The sequence below is a fragment of the Ferruginibacter paludis genome, from assembly GCF_030409685.1.
Taxonomy (GTDB): domain Bacteria; phylum Bacteroidota; class Bacteroidia; order Chitinophagales; family Chitinophagaceae; genus Ferruginibacter; species Ferruginibacter paludis.
Genome location: NZ_JAUFQJ010000004.1, coordinates 709,106 through 733,517 on the forward strand (window position 1 = coordinate 709,106; position 24,412 = coordinate 733,517).

The 24,412-nt window shown below is 40.5% G+C and carries 17 protein-coding genes; 5 read left to right on the plus strand and 12 right to left on the minus strand.

Annotated elements, in window-relative coordinates; translation table 11 throughout:
• Window positions 1-87 precede the first annotated feature (87 nt).
• Together priA and QWZ08_RS08635 are read right to left on the minus strand one after the other, a co-directional pair.
• Entirely contained in the window at window positions 88-2,577 is a 2,490-nt protein-coding gene (priA, locus tag QWZ08_RS08630) for a replication restart helicase PriA (RefSeq protein ID WP_290336990.1), read from the minus strand.
• 317 nt (window positions 2,578-2,894) lie between these two features.
• Complete coding sequence (locus QWZ08_RS08635) at window positions 2,895-3,695, minus strand: lysophospholipid acyltransferase family protein (RefSeq protein ID WP_290336991.1); 801 nt, start codon at window positions 3,693-3,695, stop codon at window positions 2,895-2,897.
• 189 nt (window positions 3,696-3,884) lie between these two features.
• Between QWZ08_RS08635 and rplU the strand changes: the two genes are divergently transcribed.
• The 4 genes from rplU (at window position 3,885) to QWZ08_RS08655 (ending at window position 6,669) form a co-directional block, all read left to right on the plus strand.
• Window positions 3,885-4,190 (plus strand): 50S ribosomal protein L21, encoded by a 306-nt coding sequence (gene rplU / locus QWZ08_RS08640; RefSeq protein ID WP_290336992.1) that lies wholly within the window; start codon window positions 3,885-3,887, stop codon window positions 4,188-4,190.
• Between the two features lie 108 nt (window positions 4,191-4,298).
• Window positions 4,299-4,565, plus strand: a complete 267-nt coding sequence (gene rpmA, locus QWZ08_RS08645; RefSeq protein ID WP_290336993.1) for a 50S ribosomal protein L27 — start codon at window positions 4,299-4,301, stop codon at window positions 4,563-4,565.
• A gap of 81 nt (window positions 4,566-4,646) precedes the next feature.
• Window positions 4,647-4,832 carry a hypothetical protein gene (locus QWZ08_RS08650; protein WP_290336994.1) on the plus strand — a complete coding sequence of 62 codons (186 nt, stop codon included), beginning with the start codon at window positions 4,647-4,649 and terminating at the stop codon, window positions 4,830-4,832.
• A gap of 154 nt (window positions 4,833-4,986) precedes the next feature.
• Window positions 4,987-6,669 carry a DNA polymerase/3'-5' exonuclease PolX gene (locus QWZ08_RS08655; RefSeq protein ID WP_290336995.1) on the plus strand — a complete coding sequence of 561 codons (1,683 nt, stop codon included), beginning with the start codon at window positions 4,987-4,989 and terminating at the stop codon, window positions 6,667-6,669.
• Window positions 6,670-6,757: 88 nt separating this feature from the next.
• Here the strand turns inward: QWZ08_RS08655 and QWZ08_RS08660 are convergent, their stop codons facing one another.
• The gene (locus QWZ08_RS08660; protein WP_290336996.1) at window positions 6,758-10,528 is read right to left on the minus strand and encodes a sensor histidine kinase; all 3,771 of its coding nucleotides are present in this window, start codon (window positions 10,526-10,528) and stop codon (window positions 6,758-6,760) included.
• A 43-nt stretch (window positions 10,529-10,571) separates the two neighbouring features.
• A complete protein-coding gene (mazG, locus tag QWZ08_RS08665) occupies window positions 10,572-11,333 on the minus strand; it encodes a nucleoside triphosphate pyrophosphohydrolase (protein WP_290336997.1) in 762 nt (253 codons plus the stop codon).
• Between the two features lie 218 nt (window positions 11,334-11,551).
• Here mazG and QWZ08_RS08670 point away from each other — a divergent pair, with 218 nt between their 5' ends.
• Window positions 11,552-12,391, plus strand: a complete 840-nt coding sequence (locus QWZ08_RS08670) for a hypothetical protein (protein WP_290336998.1) — start codon at window positions 11,552-11,554, stop codon at window positions 12,389-12,391.
• A gap of 287 nt (window positions 12,392-12,678) precedes the next feature.
• On the opposite strand, the gene QWZ08_RS08675 is transcribed toward QWZ08_RS08670, so the two are convergent.
• The 8 genes from QWZ08_RS08675 to QWZ08_RS08710 form a co-directional block, all read right to left on the minus strand.
• On the minus strand, window positions 12,679-15,108 hold the full coding sequence (locus QWZ08_RS08675) for a TonB-dependent receptor (RefSeq protein WP_290336999.1): 2,430 nt from the start codon (window positions 15,106-15,108) through the stop codon (window positions 12,679-12,681).
• 284 nt (window positions 15,109-15,392) lie between these two features.
• Window positions 15,393-15,890 (minus strand): hypothetical protein, encoded by a 498-nt coding sequence (locus QWZ08_RS08680; RefSeq protein WP_290337000.1) that lies wholly within the window; start codon window positions 15,888-15,890, stop codon window positions 15,393-15,395.
• A 57-nt stretch (window positions 15,891-15,947) separates the two neighbouring features.
• Window positions 15,948-16,601, minus strand: coding sequence for an HAD family hydrolase (locus QWZ08_RS08685; protein WP_290337001.1), 654 nt, complete (start codon window positions 16,599-16,601; stop codon window positions 15,948-15,950).
• Window positions 16,602-16,698: 97 nt separating this feature from the next.
• The gene (locus QWZ08_RS08690) at window positions 16,699-18,420 is read right to left on the minus strand and encodes a GH39 family glycosyl hydrolase (protein WP_290337002.1); all 1,722 of its coding nucleotides are present in this window, start codon (window positions 18,418-18,420) and stop codon (window positions 16,699-16,701) included.
• Between the two features lie 16 nt (window positions 18,421-18,436).
• Complete coding sequence (locus QWZ08_RS08695) at window positions 18,437-19,582, minus strand: aldose epimerase family protein (protein ID WP_290337003.1); 1,146 nt, start codon at window positions 19,580-19,582, stop codon at window positions 18,437-18,439.
• A gap of 105 nt (window positions 19,583-19,687) precedes the next feature.
• Window positions 19,688-20,683 carry an arabinan endo-1,5-alpha-L-arabinosidase gene (locus QWZ08_RS08700; protein ID WP_290337004.1) on the minus strand — a complete coding sequence of 332 codons (996 nt, stop codon included), beginning with the start codon at window positions 20,681-20,683 and terminating at the stop codon, window positions 19,688-19,690.
• Window positions 20,684-20,688: 5 nt separating this feature from the next.
• Window positions 20,689-22,677 carry an alpha-L-arabinofuranosidase family protein gene (locus QWZ08_RS08705; protein ID WP_290337005.1) on the minus strand — a complete coding sequence of 663 codons (1,989 nt, stop codon included), beginning with the start codon at window positions 22,675-22,677 and terminating at the stop codon, window positions 20,689-20,691.
• A gap of 134 nt (window positions 22,678-22,811) precedes the next feature.
• Window positions 22,812-24,356 carry an alpha-N-arabinofuranosidase gene (locus QWZ08_RS08710; RefSeq protein WP_290337006.1) on the minus strand — a complete coding sequence of 515 codons (1,545 nt, stop codon included), beginning with the start codon at window positions 24,354-24,356 and terminating at the stop codon, window positions 22,812-22,814.
• Between the last annotated feature and the right edge of the window lie 56 nt (window positions 24,357-24,412).

Genomic DNA, 24,412 nt, shown 5'->3' on the forward strand with positions numbered 1-24,412 from the left:
TGTGCTGATTACGGATGCAAATTTAATTGAGCCAGCGATACAGGAAGGTTTAAAACGTAACAATTGGCGTGTCTGCAAATTAGCTTTTTAATTTGCATCCACATCCGCAATCATCACCACGCTCTTAAACTGTTTTTCAGCCAGCAGCAAATTAAATTCATTGCGGATGATTTGTTTGTACAGCTGAATTTGCTTTGTATCCAACGGCAATTTTATCAATAACTCCATCAGGTACTGGTTGCGTATTCTCGCTACGACAGGCGCTGCAGGACCAACCACAAAATTGCTCATATTTTTTTGCAGCGCAGCCGCTAATTTATTGGCTGCTTCATCCACCACTTCTTTCACTTTATGCTTCAGGGTGATTTCAATAATCCTGCTGAAAGGCGGATAAAAAAATTGTTGCCTGTTATTGATTTCAAAAGAATACAATTTTTTATAGTCATGTTCTTTTACAAATTGTAATACCGGGTGATTGATCTGTGTGGCCTGTATCAACACATTGCCCTGCGATTCTTTACGTCCGGCACGGCCGCTAACCTGCTCCATCAACTGAAAGGCCCGTTCATTAACCCTGAAGTCGGCAAAGCTCAACAAGCCATCGGCATCCAGGATGCCCACCAGGCTTACCTTTTCAAAATCCAGGCCTTTAACAACCATCTGCGTGCCTACCAGCACATCAATTCTTTGCTGCTCAAATAATTTAATCAGGTTATCATGCGCCGATTTACCTCTTACCGAATCCACGTCCATCCTGGCAACTTTCAAAGAAGGAAATTCATCTTCAATCATCTCTTCTATCTTCTCCGTACCAAAATTTTTCTCTATCCAGTTAACAGAACCGCATGCCGGGCAGGCAGTTATTTTAGGGTAGGTAGTGCCGCAATAATGGCAATGCAATTTGTTGGAGTACTTATGCAGTGTTAGTGTTACATCGCAGTTTTTGCATTGCGGCAAATAACCGCAGGTGCCACAAATTAAATAGGGAGAATATCCCCTGCGGTTTTGAAACAAGATCACTTGTCTTCCAGCTGCGACTGTTTTTTCAATTGCTTCTTTTAACTGGGGTGACAGCATTACTTTACCTTTTTGTGCTACCTGACGTGTATTGATAATTTCTATGGTGGGCAAATGGATACCGCCAAAACGTTCATTCAGTTCAACCAAACCATATTTGCCTTTCTGTGCGTTGTAATAAGTTTCAATAGAAGGCGTGGCGCTACCCAATAATATTTTAGCATTGAATAAAGCGCCGTAATAAACTGCCGCATCTCTTGCATTGTACCTGGGCGCCGGATCCTGCTGTTTAAATGACGGATCGTGCTCTTCATCCACTACAATCAGTCCAAGGTCTTTAAATGGCAGAAACAGGGCGCTGCGTGCACCCAGTACAATCCGCACTTCGCCAGTCTTAATTTTGTTCCACAACTCTACCCTTTCATTGTTATTAAATTTAGAGTGGTAGATGGCGATGTTACCACCAAAATGAAATTGCAGGCGGCGTATCATCTGCGCCGTTAAAGCTATTTCCGGCAAAAGATATAATACCTGCTTTTCCTGTTTATAATACGCTTCAATCAGTTTGATGTAAATCTGTGTTTTACCACTGCTGGTTACACCATGCAGCAAGCACACATTTTTTGTTGAAAAACATTGCTGTACTTCCAGTAAACAGATTTCTTGTGCAGCGCTTAAATCAAACGCCACTTCCATTGCTTTGGGCAATGCTTTTATTCTGTCAACCGTCCGCTTTTCAATCAGCAGAATTTTTTTTTCGGCAAGTCCATTCAGCTGGGCCGCTGTGGCGCCGCTTTTTTTCAGCAGTTCAACCTGTGTAACCTCACCGGTGGTTTTTATTAAATGCAGGTAGCTCAGCAACAGCTCCATTTGTTTGGGCGCTTTCGTCCAGTTGTTCAGCAGTTCACTCATCGCCGCATCTGTATCGTATTGCGGATTAAGCACAACAAAATTTTCTTTCTTGCTTTTATACCGTTCACTCAGCGCTTCCCAAACAACGCATACTTTTTTATCAATCAGTTTTTTTATTACCGGGTACACATGTGTTACATCCAGCACCTGCTGCACTTCCGTAAGGTTCAATTGTTTTTTTATGAGCAGTGCTTCCGCCACCAAATATTCTTCGTTATTTAAACTGCTGAAATCATCGCCATAATCTTCATTAAACAATAAGATTGTTTCACTGCTTAATTTAAAATGTGCAGGTAATGCAGCTGCCATTACTTCGCCTTCGCTGCACATATAATATTGACTCATCCAGTTCCATAACTGCAGTTGCTGGGGATACAGCACCGGCTCATCGTCCAGTACATTTAAGATTTCTTTGGTTGTATATGCCGGCGCCTCTGGCGTAATTAGTTTTATGATGCCTGCGTAACGTTTGTTTTTTCCCAACACAACTTCTACCCTGCAACCCGGTTTTATTTTGTCGGCGAAAATTGCCGGTACTGCATAGGTATATGTCGTTGGCAGCGCCAGCGGCAATATCACTTCTGCATACAAACTTATTTTTTGTACAACAGTTATGCTATCAAAAATTATTTCGTTGCTGTTATCCAATACACTTGTTTAAATTATCCCCAACGATGTCATTTTGAACACCATCATGTATCATCAATTGACCTGTGGTCCCGCTTTCCGTTCCAAGTCCTGCTTAACCGCTGCCGCGGTTACTCCGGGCTTTCCACTGCAATCGGGTGTAGGTATTCAGCCACATCGCAGGCGGCAACATTTACAATCCAAAACAGGTTACCAATCGCTAAGCCTTTTGCAAAAAAGCAGTTGCTGCATGCCGGAAGCCAATGCTGCCTCAAAAACAATTGTACCAGCGTACGACGCCAATGATGCACCACATTGCTTCCCGGCCCGGACAATATTTATTGCTTACCTGCTTCTGCTGATTTTGTACCGGCAGGTCTTGTTATCCAAGCTGCTTTGTAAAAAATCAATTTCTCTTCCATTAACCGGTATACTTTTTCTTTCAGACTGTTTACATCTTTCAGTGTTAACCCCTCCACAGGTACTTCTTCTAAATAAACAGCTCTTGATTTTCCTGGCGTGAGGGAACATACCGATGTATAACTCATGCGATCATAAGTATCCAAAAACAAGATGGGCTTGATGGGTGTTTGTGTTTCTATAGCCACCCTGAATGCGCCATCGTAAAATGATTTTAACGGATGATGCGTCATATTAAATGTTCCCTCAGGAGCAATAACAACTGATATGCCTTTTTTAATTACACTCTTTAACTGCATCACACTTTTCGCTCTTTTCTGTGCATCCGAACGGTCGACCATTACCACTGCGTTCCTGTAAAAAAAACCAAACACAGGTACCTTTGCCATTTCTGCTTTTCCCAAAATCCTGAAATGCTGTCCGCGGATGGCCATCATTAAAACGGGTATATCCATGTAGGATACGTGGTTAAATACAAATACATATTGCTTGCTGCGGTCGTGCGGCACTTCGTAATAATTGGTATGGCGAATGCCCCACAATACAAAAACAATATCTGCCCATAACTGGCACAGCATATATATTATATTACCACCTTTTACTTTACCGAAAAAAGAAGCCAGCACAACAAAGGGAAAAAGCAATAGCATAATGGCGATAAAAACCAACAAACCGTACACCGAAAAAACCGCCTTGAAACAAATTTTTACATATTGCATATCAGAAAGCGAATATAATGCCTTTCTATTTTAAGTAGAAAACAGGCTGTTTTTGAAGCATACATGCTGTAAAACAGCGAAAAAACCTGTCAGAAAGGTGTATATTAGCCGTTTTGGTAAAAATCCCTGTCATAATTTCGCCGGATTAATTGTATTTCCCTTACCTTTGCCGTCCTAAATTTTGGTATTATGTTAGCAGTAGTAAAAATAGCTGGTCAGCAATTTAAAGTTAAAGCAGGTGACAGCCTGTATGTGCCGCACATTGAAGGTAAAAGCGGTGATAAAGTAGAATTTTCAGAAGTACTTCTGACAGATAATGCTGGATCACTTGCAATTGGCACCGGCGTAAAAGCCGTAGTTAAAGCAGAAATTTTAAGCGACCTTATACAAGGCGATAAAGTGATTGCTTTTAAAATGAAAAGAAGAAAAGGCTTCCGTAAAAAACACGGACATCGTACGCACTACACGCACATCAAAGTGACGGAAATTGCTTAATAAAAAAGTGATAAGTTGTAAGTAACAAGTTGTAAGTTTTTTTACAAAAACTACTTACCTAAACTTCAAGCATTATAACATAGAACTTAAAACAAAAAATTAAAAAAAATGGCACATAAAAAAGGTGAAGGTTCGGTTAAGAACGGCCGCGATTCGCAAAGCAAAAGATTGGGTGTAAAAATTTACGGCGGGCAACCAGCCATTGCAGGAAACATCATCGTTCGTCAACGTGGCACGGTGTACCATCCTGGTAAAAATGTTGGTGTTGGAAAAGACTTTACCATCTTTGCATTAACTGATGGTGTGGTAGAATTTAAAAAAGGAAAGGGCGATAAAAGTTATATTTCAGTGAATGCTGTTGAGGCAGTTGCGTAAAAAAATTAAAGTTTTTTTTGGCAGGTAAAAAAATGTTTTTACTTTTAAGTATTATTTACTAACCAATTAAATTTTAAAAACATGGCCACTGCAAAAAAAGCTGCTCCTAAAAAAGCTGCTCCTGCAAAAAAAGCTGCTCCTAAAAAAGCTGCTCCTGCAAAAAAAGCTGCTCCTGCAAAGAAAGCTGCTCCAGCTAAAAAAGCTGCTCCTGCAAAAAAAGCTGCTCCTAAAAAAGCTGCTCCTGCAAAGAAAGCTGCTAAGAAGTAGAACTACTTTTTTAAAAGCGAAATTAATAAGAAAGTCCTGGCAAGTTGCCGGGACTTTTTGTTGGTATACCCTTCATACATTGTTCTGTTTTTTCTCCTTTCATTTTAATGCGTTTACTTTATTCAATAATCAATTTTACCACTACTTTTGCTGAATGGACAATTACCAGATAGCAGACTCCTTCTCACTCTTAGCCAAATTGAGTGACATTCACGGCGAGAATAGTTTTAAAGCAAAGTCGTATGCAACGGCTGCTTTTACCATTGAAAAACTACCCGTGCAACTAAGCGAAACACCTCATGAAAAAATATTTTCCATCAAAGGAATTGGGGAATCAACAGGCAAAAAAATAATAGAAATATTAACGACCGGGCAGCTTAAATCACTCGATGAAATCATTGAAAAAACACCGCCCGGTGTAATGGAATTATTAAACATAAAAGGCATCGGTCCAAAAAAAATTGCTACCATCTGGAAAGAGATGGAGATAGAAAGCGTGGGTGAATTATTGTATGCCTGTAAAGAAAACCGCTTAAAATTATTCAAAGGTTTTGGCGAAAAAACACAACACAATGTTATTGAGACAATCGAATTTTATCTAAAAAGCAAAGGCAGTTTTCTTTTTTCTCAAATAAATTTGATAGCAAATGAGGTAAAAACATTTTTTGAAAAAATATTTTTAACAAATAAAATTGCCTTCACCGGAGCCTATACAAGACAGCTGGAAATTATACATGAACTGCAATTGGTAATTGATGATACAACTGATAACATCAAAAATAAATTAGCATCGGTTAACGACTTTGAACTGATTGAAGACAACCAATACGACCTGTTATATCAGGCAGCAGTTGGTATAAAAATAAGGGTGTATGGCTGTGACAAAACCCCCTTTATGCAACAGGTATTTTTAAACAGTTGCAGTGATGAATTTGCCACCACATTTTCACGACAATTTGAGTCAATAAATTATGCGGAATGTGAAAATGAGGAAGCTGTTTTTACAAGTGCGGGCATCCATTATATACCACCATTTCAAAGAGAGTTTACACACGTTATTGACAAGGCAAAGCAAGCTGCGCTGCCACCATTATTACAGGTAAAAGATATCAAAGGAATTATACATAGTCACAGTAACTGGAGCGATGGAGGTTATACGATTGAAGAGATGGCAAAAGCTGCTATTGTGAAAAGTTATGAGTACCTGGTGATCAGCGATCACAGCAAAAGCGCCTTTTACGCCAACGGGCTACAGGAAGAACGGATTAAAGAGCAGCATTTGTATATAGACCAGCTGAATCAGCAGCTGGCACCGTTTAAAATATTTAAAAGTATTGAAAGCGATATCCTGAATGACGGCAGCCTTGATTATAGTAATACCATTCTATCTACTTTCGATTTGGTAATTGCTTCTGTACACTCCAATTTAAAAATGAGTGAGGATAAAGCCATGCTGCGTTTGATTACTGCAATTGAAAATCCGTATACTACTATCCTGGGACATATGACCGGAAGGCTGTTACTAAGCCGTAAGGGCTATCCTGTTGACCATAAAAAAATTATTGATGCCTGTGCCGCCAATAATGTAGTAATAGAGCTGAATGCGCACCCAAGCCGTCTGGATATCGATTGGCGGCACATTGAGTATGCACTGGAAAAGAATGTACTGATTTCCATCGATCCCGACGCACACTCGCTGGATGGCTTTGACGATATTCAATACGGCGTGCTGGCTGCACAAAAAGCCATGGTGAGTAAAGAAAAAAATTTAAGCAGTTTCAGTTTGCAGGAGCTGGAAGCATTTTTATTGAAAAAGAAAACGGCAGGCAGAAATTAGCAACGTTACCAACAGGATGGTAGCAGTAAGCAATTGAACGGGCCTACAAGTCCCTGTTAATCCATTCTATTGCTTACAAGCTTTAGTTTTAAGCTACTCCATCACCATTTACAACTGGCAGCTTTACATAAAACATAGTGCCCTCGCCTTCTTTGGTTTCAAACCAGATGTCTCCTTTGCTTTGTTCAACAATGCCTTTGCACATAGCCAGGCCCAGGCCGGTACCCGAAGTTTTGGTAGTGAAATTAGGGGTAAATATTTTCGACCGTACCTCTTCCCGAATACCATTACCATTGTCGCGGATGGTAATCAGTATATGATGATCCTGCAGGGATTCATTAATTTGTATGTGCACATTTCTATCTTCGGGCACTGCCTGCATGGCGTTTTGAATGAGGTTGGTAAACAGCCTGTTGATATGCGTTTTATCTGCATTCACCAGTACGGTCTCTTTTACCGGCTGCCATTCAAGTGCAGTATTTTCTTCCAGAGAATGCAACTGTATGGTCATCTTGAGTGATTCATTCAAATCAAAAATTTCGTTTTTAGGATTACCGATATTGGCGAACTGAGAAAACTGCCCGGCTATCTGGCTCAGGTGATCAATTTGTTCCACCAGTGTTGTTGCCACACTGCGACTCAGGGCATTTACATTGCCGGTATTATTATCAATCGCTTTTTGCAGGTATTGTAAACTCAGTTTCATTGGTGTAAGCGGATTCTTAATTTCGTGCGCTACCTGCCTGGCCATTTCCCTCCAGGCTCCTTCCCTTTCGCTTTTAGCAAGGGCCGCGGCACTGCTGTTGAGTTTGGCCACCATCTTATTGTATTCCTTTACCAGCTCACCAATTTCATCATTTCGTTTCCACCGGATGGCTGCATTCTCTTTACCCAGGTTTACCTCCTTCATCTTATTACTGATAAAAGAAAATGAACGGGTAATGCGATTGGTGATGAAAAAAGCCACTATCCCTGCAATCAAAAATATAAAGGCATTGAGGTTAATGATGGCCACCAAAAAGTTGGATATTTCCTGGCGCAGTTTGGATTGCGACGTAAAATATGGGATGTTTAGATAAACATATTCTTTACCCGTTTCATCAATTACAGGAACGTAGTTACTGAGATAAGATAAACTGCCAATGGCCTCTTCTTTAAAAAACTGTATTTCCTTTAAGCGGTTTAAATGATAGTAAGCCACCGGATCCATCTTGCTGCCCACAATGCCTTTATTGTAAGGCAGTGGCAGTGAAGACACTTTCAGGTTGCCTTTGAGATCGTAGATGTTTACATCTACCGCATGCACTTCGGAGATGCGTGCGATGGTTTTTTCAAGGCTCGCCTTAAAAACATCATCGGATATTTTTATAACATCATCAAACATGATCAGGTCACTGATCGAATTGCGTACTTCATTTTGCATCACGTGAATAGTGCGGCTAAGTTTTTCGCGGTTGTTATTATGATAGCGGTTTATAAAAAACAAAATGGTTGATACGCCTACCACTATAAACGAAAGCAGGCTGATAAATATAATGGTGGCATGAACCTGGTTACGGATACTCATTTGCCAATGCGTACGCATTTTACTCCACCGTAAACGGGAACGAACAAGGGCATTAAAGAACCAGAAAATACCTGTAACAAAAAGAAAAGCGCAAAAAAGGTAGCTGAATAAAGTGATGGATTCTATAAAAAAATTATCTTCTTTAGCAATGATCACCACTTTATCGGCGCCGGCCTTATACCACAGTTCATAATAACCCTGTCGCCTGTAAGTGGCGAAATCTGTCCTGGGTACCTGGTCGGGCGTTAGCTGCCAGGGAAAGGCATAATCATTGTGATTGTTTATAAGTTGTAGTTTGTTATAGATAGCATACGAATACACCGCTGAATTTTCTATAGAGTTATTGTATCCCCTTAAAAACAACTCCGGATACAGAGCATCTGTTTTATATTTTTTTGGCGTGGCCAGAATAAATACATAGCCCAGTATTTTCTTTGCGGTATCGGTAACGTCTATTTTACTAATGTAGGTAAACCTATCAAACGATACATCATAATAAAACAAATTAGGAATCGCTGTCGATTTTCCCTGGGTTTTTAAAATGGTGTTTAATGTATTATAGTTCGTAGAATCCTGGTTGTACAGCGGCTTTTCTTTATCATCAAAGGTAAAAATATGGGTATCATATTTATTAAGGTAACCACTAAAATTACCACTCAGTAAACTATCCTTTATCGTCTTGTTTTTATCTTCAAGTTTAAATAAATCGAATAGGGGTGCAAGTGCTTCATTTCTAAAGTCGGTAAGCACGGTATTCATCAAATGCTCACTCGCGGGGTCTGCCTTTGAGGCAAGTGTTTCAGCATAATACTTTCTTTGCTCCAATTCTTTTTTATCATTTTGAATAATAATAATTGCAGAGATAGACAACGAGAAGAAGAACAGCCAGAATATAAAACGGGAAGAAATGATTTGTGAAGCCAGCAGAAACAATTGGTCATTGTTCAGCAACAGCAGGTAAACCAGTAACCAAATCAGCAGGTACAATTCAAAAATAATATTGGGATGATTGGTACGAAAGCTTAAAACCGCCAGGCCAATAACCGTAACATACACCAGCATCACTAAAATATTTTTTGGCAACAGTGGCTGGATTAAATAAATAATTACCTGCGATAAAAAGAAATAACCGATGCAAACACACCCCAGCACTACAAAACCAACAATGCTGTATACAACGCTGGATATGTTTAAGGTAAAAAAGTTGATGACATCAAACGAAATCTGCGAATCGGCCACCATGGAAAAAATAATGTGACCGCATACCAGCGTACTGCCCAGTAATACAACCACGCCCAAAATAACAGCCACCCATTTTATAACTGGCTGTGTTGTTTTTATAATGATATTTTTTTCCTGAATATAAAATCTTACAAAAAGAATAACCCAAATAAATAACAAGGCATTGATAAGCAGATCGCCCAATGAACGGGATATTGCACTGCTGCCATAAATGGCCGGATCAAACAATTCGAACTGGCGCAGGTTTAAAGGTATTGGCAAAAAGTAACTGGCGCCCCTTACAATTAATATAAACGCTATTAAAAAAATGCTTCCCTGGTAAAAATTCCTTTTAACCAGGTAAGTGGCCATCAGGTGGGCCATCAGCAAAATAACCAATGCAGCCAGCAGCCTGAAAATGGATGCCAGCAAGGTATTTTGTGGTATGGTAATCTCCGCATTTTGTACCAGGGAAAAAAGAAAGACCCCCTCCTTACTCTTTATTGAATTGCTGTTTGGCTCGTTTGAAATGCTGTATTTATTACCCAGCTGGTTTTCGATAACAAATGAATTGACAAGATATTCGTTCGTGATGGCGTAATTCCATTTTACGGGAATCAAGGCCAGGGTGGTAACATCACCTGTTACTTTTTTTCGCCACACATAATAGCCGTTGGGAAATTGAATAAACCCGCTTTGCCCCTGCATATTAATTACCTGGGCAGTGGGATCTATAACCTGTGTATTCCAGAACAACAAATTGTAGCTGTCGCTGGTATCTTTTTCCAGGATAAACACAAAGTATTTTTTACCAGCCAGCCGTTGGAGTAAACTTTCGCTGTATGTTTTATCTCCCAGTTTACGAACGTCGGCAGTATCTTTTGCAAAAGCGTCAAAATCATTTTCCTGCCGTGAAATGTAAGCTCCAATCTTTTTTTTGAATGCTTCAGGCGAAGCACTGCCCGACCAGTAATTATCTATGATAAAAGATATGGTCAGCAGCCAGGCTGCTGTTATCAGCAAATAGGCATTTTTGAATAAACGCGTTTTAAAGGAGTTTTCTTTTTGCAAGTACAATTTAATTTACTGCCATTGCAGCAGATAAAAATGATGATTATTGTTTCTTTATTTTGTTCCAAAGGGCATCCATTTCTTCCAGTGTCATGTCCTGCAAGGTTCTTCCTTCGTTACCTGCAGCCTCCTCCATTTTGGTAAAGCGATATATAAATTTTTTGTTGGTTCGCTCCAGGGCATTTTCTGCATCTAACTGCAAAAACCTTGCAAAGTTTATCAATGAAAAAAATACATCGCCCAATTCATCTTCCATATCTTCACGGTTGCCGGATGCAATGGCTTCAAACAATTCTTTCTTTTCTTCTTCTACCTTTTCCCAAACCTGTTCTTTGTTTTCCCATTCAAAGCCAACCTGTTTTGCTTTTTCCTGCAAACGCATGGCTTTGGTTGTGGCAGGTAAGGCTTTTGGTACACCGCTAAGTACTGATTTTTTTCCTTCTTTTAATTTCAATTTTTCCCAGTTACGCTTTACATCTTCTTCATCATTTACCAATACATCACCATAAATATGCGGGTGCCTGAAAATGAGTTTTTCACACACACCGTTAATTACTTCATCCAGCGTAAACTGGTTTTGTTCGGCACCAATCTTTGCGTAAAAAACAATGTGCAATAATATATCTCCCAGCTCTTCCTTTATGCCTTTCCAGTCATTGTCTGTTATGGCATCAGTGAGTTCATAGGTTTCTTCTATAGTAAGCTGGCGAAGGGTTTGGATGGTTTGCTTTTTATCCCAGGGACATTTCTCCCTTAAGTCATTCATGATATTTACCAACCGGTCAAATGCAGCGTTGTGTGGCATACTGTAATTAAAAATAAACTGAAAAAATTATTAAAGCGGATTAACAACAATCTCTGTGTGAGACAATAAACGCCGCTGCCGTTGATTCAATGATAACTTGTTGTCGTGAATAAATTTTGTTAAAAATACTCAAAAAATGAATGGTGATAGCGATGGAGTAAATAAGGGGCCGGTAAAAAAAATTTAATAGCTTACTTTTACGGCTTTAAATTGAATACATGATCAAAAGAACAGGATTTATTTTTGTATTGCTCACGGGCATTGCTTTCCAGGCAATAAGCCAATATTATTACAAAGACCTGGTAAGCAACCAGCAGGCGCAGAGTGAAAAGGCAGTGTTACAGCAACAAAAAATCAGAACAATCATAGTGCATAGCTTTGAAGCGGATAAAACACCCAGTGAAGGATTTTTTTGTGAAAAGCAAATAAGCAAAAATTTTCGCAAGATGGAAACCTACACCCGCAGTTACACCACCGGAAAATCGTTGCTTACCACGAATTACAATGAACTGGGGCAGCTGATACAATCAACAGACAGTTCTGAGATTACTGTCGCTACATCTGTGTATACTTACAACCCGGATGGCACCATTTTTACGATTGTTTCCAACTCTCACTCGGCCGATGAAGATTTTAATACTGCCCTGCAGGAAGTTCATCAATATAGATACAATGACAAGAAGCAGCCAGTACAAATGCTGCGAATAAAGAATAATAAAGATTCCGTGCTGGTTGATTTTATACTGGATGCAAATGGCAATGTAACCGATGAGATTGAACCGGGAAAAAACGGGCGTCATTATTATTATTATTACGACACTAAAAACAGGCTGACTGATATTGTAAAATTCAATGTGGTATTAGGTAAGCTGTTACCTGATTTTACTTTTGAATATGATAATGCTAACCATGTAACTCAAATGGTGTCAGTGGATGAGGGCGTTAACCGCAATTACTACACCTGGAAGTACATATACAATGACGGACTGAAAATAATTGAAAAATGTTTTTCAAAAGAAGGCGATTTGCTGGGATATTTTGAATACGAGTATAAGTGATGTCAGATTTTTTGATGCCCGGTCTGATTTTTTTCGATTTTGCAGACACTTTTTTTATTGAAGAAGCTGCTAATTTGAATGCCGTAGCACGATGCCACGGCGTGGCTTAATCCAAAACAACATAATAAAAGTTCAGCAATGATAAATTGTACAAGAGTGCGACGCCAATGAAGTTGCTCATAGCTGTAACTGCCTGGCCAAAAAAGTTTCTACAAAACAAAATCCCCTCGCGGGGATTTTGTGGTTATTGTGATTGAGTCGCTTGATTGTTTAGCGGTTGACCGCTTTTATTTTATTCTTTTTGATTCGCTGTCCAACCCGGTCTTTCTGTCTCTTGAGCTTTTGATCTGGTTGCTTCCGAAACGATAGGTAAAATTTACACGGACTGTCTGGCTTTCCCAGGAACCACCTGCGTTGATCCGAAGACCTCCAAAATCACTGGTAGCTTTCCAGGGTGATGTATGAAATATATCTGTTGCAGACACTTTAACGGTGGCCTTTTTCTTCCAGAACAATTTTTGCAATCCTACATCCACACCACCCTGCGGTTTTGTTTTCCAGGTGGCTGCCCATACGCTTGGGCCGCTGAACCATCCACTCATTTCGGCTGTATAATCTTTACCTAAAATAAAACTTTGTTGCAGGTAGGCACCATAGCCCGGGATGTTTACTTTTAGAGCTTTTGTGCCAATGGCGCCATCAAACATCTGGTAGTTATACCAGATATTGGCGTAACCGCTCCACCATTTATTGATAGGTAAAGATGAGCCGATATTGATGTTAATAATATTTTGTGTTGCCAGGTTTTGCTGCTGTACATAAGTTGCATTATTGGTAGTATCAGTTACCTGCGTAGCATAATCTTTTACATGACTGTAGCCCACTGTTGTATTAATAATGCCCATGAAAGTATGCGTCAGCTCTACATTATCCGTGTACTGCGGGCGCAAAAAAGCATTGCCTTTTTCATAAGTCAGTTCATCCAGTTTATTTTCAAACGGGTTTAAATCCTGGTAAGTTGGCCGGTCAATTCTGCGACTGTAGGTAAGGTTGAGTGTATGATTTTTATGCAGGTTCCAGGTAACGGCAGCACTTGGAAAAAAGTCTATGTAACTTTTTTTAACGGTATTGTCAGCCTGAATAACTCCGTCTTCTCTTGTCAGGTCGCCTTCGCTGTTGGTCTGTTCCATCCTTAACCCGGTTTGTATACTCCACTTTGCGTTCAGCTGGCGTTGGTAATTTCCGTAGGCAGCATTTACATTTTCCGTGTATTTAAATTGATTGCTTCTGTCCAGTATTTTTACCGGTGTGCCTTCGCTGTTGTCGACAAAAAAATCGAACGCATTTTTTGTTGTTACAAAAGAAGTTTTTGCGCCATAGCCAAGCTTGCCTTTACCCAGTTTTTGCTCAACATCCACTTTGGCGGTGTAGATGTTGATGTCTGTTGGCGTACTGTTTCTGTTGATGACGCTGTAAATTAAATTATCATTATCGCCATAATAATAATTGGGTTGGTAACTGTGACTACGCCCCCTGAACAATCCATAATCCGCATCAAAATTAATTTCTGTTCCGCTGGTGTCAGCGTAGCGGTAATTCACATTGAAGTTAGCATTGGTGCGGTTTCCGGGAACAATATTGACTGCCTTTAAATTTTTTACAAACTTGCCGGTAGGGTTATAAAAAATAGGCGTGTTGGTATTGCTTGACCATTCGTTATTTCCAAAATTGGTGGTGGCTAAAAAGCCGATGGTATTTTTATTGTCTATAAAATAATCTGCACCCGCTTTTATGTTGATGTTTTTGTTGTCATTGGTATTAATGCTCTGCTGGTTGTAGGCGGTATCTTTTTGAATGCGGAATAATCTAAGTGTGTTGCGGTATTCGCCAATGTTGGCGCCTACATTGCTAAACAGGTTTATTTTTTTATCCCGGTAATTCAATGCTACGGAGCCATTGCCTTTAGGAGTAACGCCCTGTGTAAAACCCAGGTTGGTACTGCCATTGGTGCCAAATTTTTTATTCTTTTTTAAACGAATATTTACGATGCCCGCATTGCCGCTGGCATCATATTTTGCACTTGGGTTGCTGATCATTTCAATGGCTTCCACATCATCGCTGTTGATACTTTTTAAATAGGCCGCCAAATCTTTAGTATCCAGCTGCATCATTTTTCCGTCTACATATACCTTCACACCTGACTTTCCCTTCATGCTGATATTGTCATTGTTATCTACCTGCATGCCGGGACTTTTCTGCAGCAACTCCAAGGCATTGCTGCCAGTGGCATTGATGCTGGCCTCTACATTAAACACCGTTTTATCTGCCTTAATTTCTATCATCGGTTTTTTAGCAATTACGGTAACGCCTTGTAATTTATTTGTAGCAGCAACCATTTGTACATTTTTCACTATGTAGGTATCGCCTTCTTTTACATAAAAAGAATCACTGTATTTAGTTTCGTACCCTACCATGGCATAACTGATAATGTAGCCTGCTGCTTTTTTTGTTGTAAATTCAAATGCACCATCATTGCCGGAAACGGCAGCCTTTACCAGGGAACTGTCTTTCGGTTGCAGAAGCGAAACAGTGACTGACTGTAGCGGCTTATTGTTGTTGTCGGCAACCTGGCCCGAAATTTTGCCTGCCGTTTGAGCCATTGCGGGAGATGTAATAAACAACACCGCGGCTAAAAAACTTGTAGTTAGTTTTTTCATTATAATTATTTTTTGATTGATCTGACTGAGTTGATTGAACGCAAAGCAATCTAAAAAGTTACAGCAATGAAAGACTATTTGGATGAATAGTTATTTTAGGAAGATGAGTGGTGATGCGGCTTACAGCACATTGTGATGAAAGGAAACATAGCAGGATGGGTGAAGTTTTTGTTAATGAAATCTAAAAATATGTACACCCGGTAAAAATATTTTTAGAAAAAAATGGGATGAGATGGGATAAAAAATGGGTTGTGAAATATTCAGATTGTATAGAAGGTTTTAAATTATTCGATTTTTCCCTGCCTTCGTAAGGTGGCGATTAATTTCGGGTTATTACGCTGGTCTTCTACTGTTGTCCCTTGTAACATACCGGGATAACCGAGTTGCATTACTATTTTATTATCAGCGGAAAAAATATTACTCATTGTGATCGAGTTGTCACAGCTGGCGCCTGAATACGCCGACTTAAAAATTCCATAATAGACAACTTGCTTATCTACAGTTACAGCAAAAGGAGTAAAATCCCTGAATGCTTTTACCCTTTGAATTGTCAAAAAATTTAGGGTAAATGTGTGATCGGTAATTGAATATCGCTGGATATCATTATTGCCAATGGCGACTGTATCCTGCAGGGTGGCAGTGGATGGATTAATCCTGCATTGGCCGGTTACAAGTTGAAAACTTTTTAAGAGATCAATTTCCACGGTTTTTCCGGGTGCTGCATTTTCTTTTTTGCAGGAAAAAATAAGGCGTGTTGTTATAGTTAGAAGTAAAGTGCGCATCGACTTTTTTACGTTGACAACAAAAACATCGCAACAGTTGCAAGCTTGTTTAGCCGCTTAACCCACAAAAAGTTCTTTATAATCAGCACCAAAACCAATCACATTATTGTATTGTTCAAAATCTTCTTTGGGATGGGTTGTTGTCAGCACGAAAGTTTGCATACCCGCATTCAGGGCGCTTTCCACGCCTTTGGGTGCATCTTCAAATACGATGCAATCTTTAGGATCCACATCCAATGCCGCGGCACATTGTAAAAAAGTTTCTGGGTGTGGTTTGCTGATGGTAACATCGTGCGCACTTACTACCACCGGAAAATATTCCCGCAAGTTGAGATTGTCTAACACGAAATCAATATTGAAGGGAATGGCTGCGGAACCGATTGCCATTTTGATACCGGCTGCTTTTGCCATTACTAAAAATTCTTTTAATCCGTCAATTAAAGCCAGTTTCGGAAGATAAGCTTCCTGGTATCTTTTTTCTTTTTCAATGGATAATTCATTCATACGATCCATCGTGAAATATCCCTCACCAAAAAAGCGGGTGAGCACTTCTTCATTTTTACCATACATCTGTACCTTCACTTCTTCTTTTGTAAAGTTTGCCCCCAGGTCATTATTTAAAATGTTGCGCCAGGCTTCTGCATGGTAAGGCATGTCATCAATGACGGTTCCATTCAAATCAAATAAAAATGCTTTGGCTTTAATCTTCATTGTCAACTTTTTTCCAGCAATTCATGCTGCTGATGAATTGCTTTTTACACAAATTTTGTGCAATATTAGTAACTAAATATTTTCTTAGGCAAAGTATTTACCAGGTTACTTTTAACAGAGTTACTCCCTGCCCGGCTAACGATAACTGGTAATGGATGTTTCCTTTTGAAACAGCCACCTGCTTATTTGTTTCTACTGATTGTAATTTCCCTGCCTTTTCCAACTGGCTGAATTGAGCTGCAGTCACTTGCTGCGGTGAGCCGAGATTTTTCCAAACGGTGTACGAATTGCTATTTGTTTCATCCACCAGATAACTGCTAACCATGGCTTTTGAAGCTGGGATATTTTTCAGCAGCAGATTTATCAATGCGGTGGATTTTTTACTATCGTCATCATGATAATTCCAAAGCAAAATGTACAATTCCTTCGTACCTAAAGTCGCCAGCGAACTAACGTAAGGCTGGTCGCCGTGAACACTGCTATCAACTATTTGCTGCAGTGAAAGAGTGTTCGGATTATTTACCTCCAGCATCTTTCCTTTCATCATTCCAAACATTCTGAAGACATTCAGTACAGGCTTATCAACACCATTTGTCGCCAGGTCGCGAAAGCCTGCAAACCAGGGCTGGTCTTCAAATTCAAATGACCAGCTTACAGCACCCTGCAGGTTTACATCATACTTTTTTGCCAGCGCATACAATTGCGCAAACGAAGCGGCTGTATAACTCGAATACATCGTTCCATTGCGATAGGCATTCTGCGGATTGAACTTAACAGAGCAAGCGGCACAACCTTCCGGATCAAACTCACCGATAATGATGGGTAATTTTTTTAAAGAAGGAAAGGTGCTGATAATTTCAAAACCTCTTGAAACATCCTGCAACTGCACGGCCATATTCATCCTTACCTGGTTATTTACCACCGTTGGATTTCCTTTGGCATGAAAAGAAATGTAATCCAATGGCGCACCGGTTTTGCCGGTGGCATTATTTGTACCATCCACGCAATGTTGCAGAAATGCTTTCAAAAAATCTGCAGCTTTATCCCACCTTGGACCGGTGGACGTAGGGCCGCCAATGATGGCACCAGGACATGCCCTTTTCACCGCATCAGCCGCATAATCATACAATGCAAAATATTCTTCCATAGTACCTTTCCAGTAACCAATATTGGGTTCATTCCACACTTCCCAGCACCAGGTTTTTATTTCCTTTTCCCCATATTTTTCTTTACAGTGTTTTACCCATTGGTACACCAGCTCGCCCCATTTTTTATAATCGGTTGGTGGGTAGGCCCAACCGGTAAAGACGGAATCGTAGGGCACGCCGGGCTGCCAGTGATGCTGGTATGGCTGTGGCCTGGTAGACAAGGCTTCGGGCATAAAACCAATCTCTGCAATGGGCTTCATACCACGTTGTACCATCACATCAAAAATAGCGTCTACGCCCGTCCAGTCATAAACAGGTTTACCTTCTTTATCTTCTGTGTAAGCGTTGGTACTGCTCCATTTTAACGCTACTTTTCCATCACCTGTGTTTAGTAAATTATGCACCCGAACATAGATCGGATTTTTGCTAAGCACTGCTAATTCAGACAGCAATTTTTTACCATCTTTCATGGTGGTATAATTGGCTTCATCGTAACCGAAATAACTCCACACAGGATCAAAAGTGCCCGTTACTTTTTTTGCATCAATGGTAATGCTACTGGTAAGCTGCTGCGCAAAGACCGGCTGTAAAATCTCAGCACAGGCTATAGCAAAAAAGCAACTACCGGCGATTAAACCGGTAGTTGCTTTTTTTATATTTTTTAAAATCATTTGTATAATTGTAGTATTATTTTACGGAAAGTTTGTACACTGTAACACTGTGAAACTGCTGACCGGGCAATAACAAAGTGGTAGGAAATTTTGGTTCATTTGGTGAATCAGGAAAGTGTTGTGTTTCCAAACACATCGCTGCATGCTGATTTATTTTTTTACCATCAGGTGTAGAGAATTTTCCATCCAGGAAATTTCCGGTATAAAACTGAACACCAGGCTGTGTAGTGTATACTTCCAGCGTTCTTCCTGAAATACTGTCTTTTAATTCAACAATTTTTGACAGGGAAGAATCTTTTTTATTCAACACAAAGTTGTGATCATATCCACCGCTCACAGCGCCAATTTCAAGACCTATTTTTTTGGCTTTTGTAAAATCAAACGGTGTTCCTTTAACAGATTTAATTTCGCCTGTTGGTATCAGTGTTGTATCAACGGGTGTGTAATTGTCTGCATCAATCATCAATGTATGATCGAGAATACTGTTGTTTACATCGCCTGTTAAATTAAAATAACTATGGTTGGTAACATTCAATACAGTGGCTTTATCTGTGCTGGCGCTGTATTCAATCTTTAACTCATTGTCATCAGTTAAAGTGTAGCGAACGGCTACTTTTAAATTGCCCGGATAGCCTTCTTCTCCATCCTTGCTCAAATAACTCAGTTCTATACTTGCTGTAGAATCACTTGCCGGGGTTGCATCCCACACTTGTTTATCAAAACCTTTTAAGCCTCCGTGCAATGCATTAGGGCCATTGTTGGTGGCAAGAGTATACTCAGTTTTGTCAATTTTAAATTTACCTTTTGCAATGCGGTTACCATAACGCCCAACCACTGCGCCAAAATAAGGTGGCTTGGCGAGATAGCCGCTTAAACTGTCAAACCCCAGTACAATACTGGAAGGCTTGTTATTTTTATCCGGCGATACCCAGGACGTAATCGTTGCACCATAATTAGAAATTTTAACCTGTACACCTTTTGCGTTGGTGATGGTATATAAAAATACTTCCTTGCCATCGGTGTTGCCCCAGGCAGTTTTTGTTACGCCTGCTTTTGTTTCCATTTTCTCCGTAGTAGTTGTTTGATTGTTAGTGCTGTTGTTACAGGATGTGAAAAATATTGCAAAACTAATTGCAATGCCAGAGAGAGTTGATTTTTTCATATGTTTTTTTTGCCTCCGCTCCTTTTGGGGGAAGTGTTGTTGATAATAAAAATTAAATTTATGACAATAATTCTGAGGCTGACAATTAATATTACTGCTGTTTTATCAGCGCCTTCTTTCTACCATCGGCCAATCGTTGAACCACGCTAATTTTTCAATCCGCAATTTACTTCTTCCATTGTCTGCCGCATCATATCCATGAAAAATAAGATAGTCGGTACCACTAAAATTGGCTACCGCATTGTGGCCTACGCCATGCCAGTTTTTATCACCTTCCAGCACCGTGCTGCCCCCGCCTAAATTCATGGGCACGCCATCCTGGTCTGCATAAGGGCCCGTTACTTTTTCACTTCTGCCCACCATCATTTTATAAGTGCTTTTTTCGCCGCGGCAACAATAATCAAAAGAGACAAAAAGATAAAAATATTTTCCGTGATGATAAATAAAGGGCGCTTCGATAGCGGCGTCGCCTGCAACGGAATCGGGCAGTATAAAATCTCTTTTCCGTGCAGCAACCGTGTACCATTCCTCGGGCTGTGCAACAGCGGTCAGAGCACTGTCTAATTTCACCAGTTTCATTCCGTTCCAGAACGACCCAAAAGCCAGCCAGGGTATATTGTTTTCATCCATGACCAGGTTAGGATCAATCGCATTCCACATATCTCTTCCAGGAACAGACTGTATTACTTTTCCGTGATCTATCCATTTAAAATTTTTAGAAGAAGGATCCAGTGTTTTGTTGGTTGCCAGGCCAATGCAGGAAGTATTTTTTCCAAAGGCGGATACCGCGTAATATAAATAAAACTGCCCGTTGTGATAACTGATATCCGGTGCCCAGATATGTCCCCTGAAAGATGGAATGGCATCCACCGCCCATTGCGGCGCCTTATCAAAAACCGGCTTTAATTGTTTCCAGTGTTTCATATCCGGCGAAGAAAAAGCGGTGATGCCCTGGCCTGTACAAAAGATGTAGTACATACTGTCCTGCCGGATGATCACGGGATCATGTACAGAAATGAGTGTATCATTTATTGCAGGCTTTGTTTGACCGGCAACGGTAAACGTTGCCAGCATCAATAAAGCAAAAAGAAAATTTTTCATACAATTTATTTCATACCAATGCGGTACACGCTGAAGGAATAGGCTGGTAAAGAAGCCGCCAGTTTATTGCCTTTTAGCTGAACTGCAGAAGTAGCTGGACTTACCGCTTCAGGATTTGCAAAACTATTTACATCCAGCACCGAATTGCCTTTTAAAACAGTTACGGTTGCAGCAGGGTTTAATTTTTTTACGCCATTAATAGTGATGGCTTTATTGATGGGTTTGGCCGAAGCATTCACCACTTTAATAATTACATCGTTTGTATTTTTATCAGTTACTGCAGATACGTACAGGCTGTCCTGCCCTGAAACAGATTTGCCTTCCATTAACGCCGGCACCACATTGGTTCCCTTGTTGGTGCTGTATAATTTTTGTACATAATAGTTAGGCGTTCCATAAGATTGCAGGTTGTTCACCCAAATCAAATCGGGCGTCCATTGCCAGCCATCTATGTGTGCAAACAAGGGTGCGTAAGATGCCATGTTAACCACCGCAGCATTGCGTTCAAGGCCTGTCATAAAGGCTGCTTCTGCGATGGCGGTTTCTGTATTATTCCTGTTATCGATGCTTACCGTTTTATCACTTTGTGCGGCATATTCACCGGCAAATATTTTAGAAGCATTTCTTGGATAATTATCATAACGTGCGGCATTGGCCAGGAACCATTCCGGCCTGCGGTAATAATGCTCATCAATAATGTCGGCATTCATTTTTCGCAGCTCGCCATTCAGGTAATCAAAACGATCGCCGTTCGGATCTGTACCAGAGCTGTTTACCAGTTTAAAGTCCGGATATCTTGCTTTGATGGCCTTGCTGAATATTTTTAACCGTTCTACATATTGCGGACCCCAGTTTTCATTGCCCACGCCCATCATCTTTAAATTAAATGGCGCCGGGTGCCCCATCTGTGTTCTTACTTTACCCCATTGAGTGGTTGCGTCACCATTGGCAAATTCTATCAGGTCCAATGCATCCTGTACATAAGGATCCAACTGATCGATTGGAATAACTTCTGCCGTATTAAACTGGCAGGCCATGCCACAATTTAAGATGGGCAAAGGCGCTGCCCCAATGTCTTCCGCCAGTTGAAAATATTCGAAGAAGCCAAGGCCGAATGTTTGAAAATAATCTGGTGTTGGCCGGTGTGCAAATTCTCCGTTCCAGCGGTTGATGCTCAACTGGCGTTCTTCTACAGGCCCGATTGTTTTTTTCCACTGATACCTTGTTGACAATTCATGTCCTTCAACAATACAACCACCCGGGAAACGGATGAAACCCGGCTTCATATCGGCAAGCAATTGTATCATATCTGCCCGCATACCGCCGGGTCTTTTTTTCCAGGTATCTTCCGGAAATAAAGAGATCATATCGAGGTCAATTTTACCGGTTCCTTCAAACCAGATATTGAAAGATGCTTTTAATGAAGTATCGGTAGCATTAAAGCTGACGGCGGCTTTTGACCAATCTCCATTTCCGGCGGATGGCTGTAAAGTAGTGCTGCCAATTACTTTACCAGCTGTGCTCACGAGTTCTGCATGCATTGTTAAGCCAGGGGTTTGCTGGCGGTATAATACAGAAAAATCATAGCGCAATCCTTTCTTAATGCCCATGCCGCGAAAGCCTTCATTGCTGATTCCAAGAGTATCGGCAGCCGCGTCTTTTGTGATACGTATAAAACGCGGATTGTTTGTATTTTTTTCTTCCCGGTTTACCACCAGTACACTGCCTTCGTTGAATTTATTTTGTGTTACTTTCCAGCCCATCAATGGCTGGTAAAATTCGAAGGAGCGGTTCTTTACCAGCTCCGCATAAATGCCTCCATCAGCACCGAGATTAATGTCTTCAAAAAACACTCCCCACATGGTGGGTTGTACATCGGCTATGGGTTTATTTACCTGTACGGCAATAACACTGTTATTTTGCGCCTGCGTCAATGAAGGCAGCAACGAACCTGTTGTGAGCGAAACGGCAACAAGCAACTTTTTAATACGCATGCTTTTATTTTTTTTATTATAGGGATTTAATACTGTTAATTGCTTATTTTTCTAAGTGTACACGAACTAAGGTCTAACCAAATTGCAAAGGCAGGTATAAACAGTGTTACAGTAATTACCTTTCTTGTGTATTTTTATTTAAGAGTTACCACTATAACTGCTGTTGGCGGTACTGTGATAGATAAAATATTTTTGTTCAGTGCCAAATCTTTAAATACAACCGGCTTTATTTTATCAGGCTCGGTAAATGAATTATAGTCCTGCAATTTTTTTGAAGTAAGCACTTTTGCAGCTACTGTTTTTACTTTTTCATCGCCGATATTTACGTCAATTTTTTGGGCATGAGCCGGATCAATATTCACCAAGGAAATATGAATGGCACCGGTACTATCTTTAGATGCAGAGGCAGAAACAGCCGGTAATTTTTGTCCGTTAAAAGTATAGTCGTTGCCTGTAACCGTTAATGGCAGCAATGTTGCGTTCTGGTGCACATTGTACATTTCCATTACATGGTAAGTAGGTGTAAGGATCATTTTTTCTTTGTTGGTCAAAATAACAGCCTGCAGCACATTTACGCATTGCGCCAAATTTGCAATACGCACCCTGTCGGCATGGTTGTTAAAAATATTCAGTGTAACGCCTGCAATCATCGCATCCCGGATGGTATTTTGCTGGTATAAAAAACCGGGATTGGTACCTTTCTCTACATCATACCATCCGCCCCATTCATCTACCACCAATGCAATCTTTTTAGCAGGATCATATTTATCCATCACTGCGGCGTGTTTGGTTACAAGCTCATCCATCAGCAATGCCTGCTTCATGATACCAAAATATTGTTCTTCAGAAAATTCAATGGCAGGCCCTTTTTTATTCCAGTCAAGCACCGAGTAATGATGCATGGCCACGCCACCCAGCATGTTCAATGGAATATTTTTCATCAGGGTTTCTGTCCAGTTATAGTCAGCATCGCTTGCACCAGATGCAATGCGCAATAAGCCGCCGCTATTTTCCCAGTCGGAAATAAAGGTGGCGTACTTGCGGTATTCATCTGCATAATATTCAGGTTTCATATTTCCACCGCAGCCCCAGGCTTCGTTGCCGATGCCCCATAACTTTACCTTCCAGGGTTCAGTTCTGCCGTTTTGCGTACGCAGATCGCTCATCGGACTTTTGCCTTTAAAGTTGGTATACTGCACCCAATCGGCCAACTCTTGTACGGTGCCACTTCCAACATTACCAGAAAGATAAGGTTCAGCGCCCAGCAGTTCGCACATGTTTAAAAAATCGTGCGTGCCAAAGCTGTTATCTTCAGTAACGCCGCCCCACCATTTGTTTACCATGGCAGGTCGTTTATCTTTCGGTCCAATACCATCTTTCCAATGATAGGTATCTGCAAAACATCCCCCTGGCCAGCGCAGGTTGGGAATTTTTAATTTCTTCAACGCATCGATAATGTCATTGCGCACGCCATTTGTATTGGGTATTTTAGACGTATCTCCCACATAAAAACCATCATAAATACAGTGCCCGAGGTGCTCTGCAAAATGGCCATAAATATTTTTACTAATGGTAACTTTAGCCGCAGCTGAATTGATGGCAATCGTATTTTGCTGGGCAAATCCAAGTTTAGATGCTGCTACCAATACCAGTAACAACAACGCACATTTTTTTTTCATACTTTTTGTTTTTATACATTTATTCATAACAATCAACCGAAGTTAAATAAATGCGC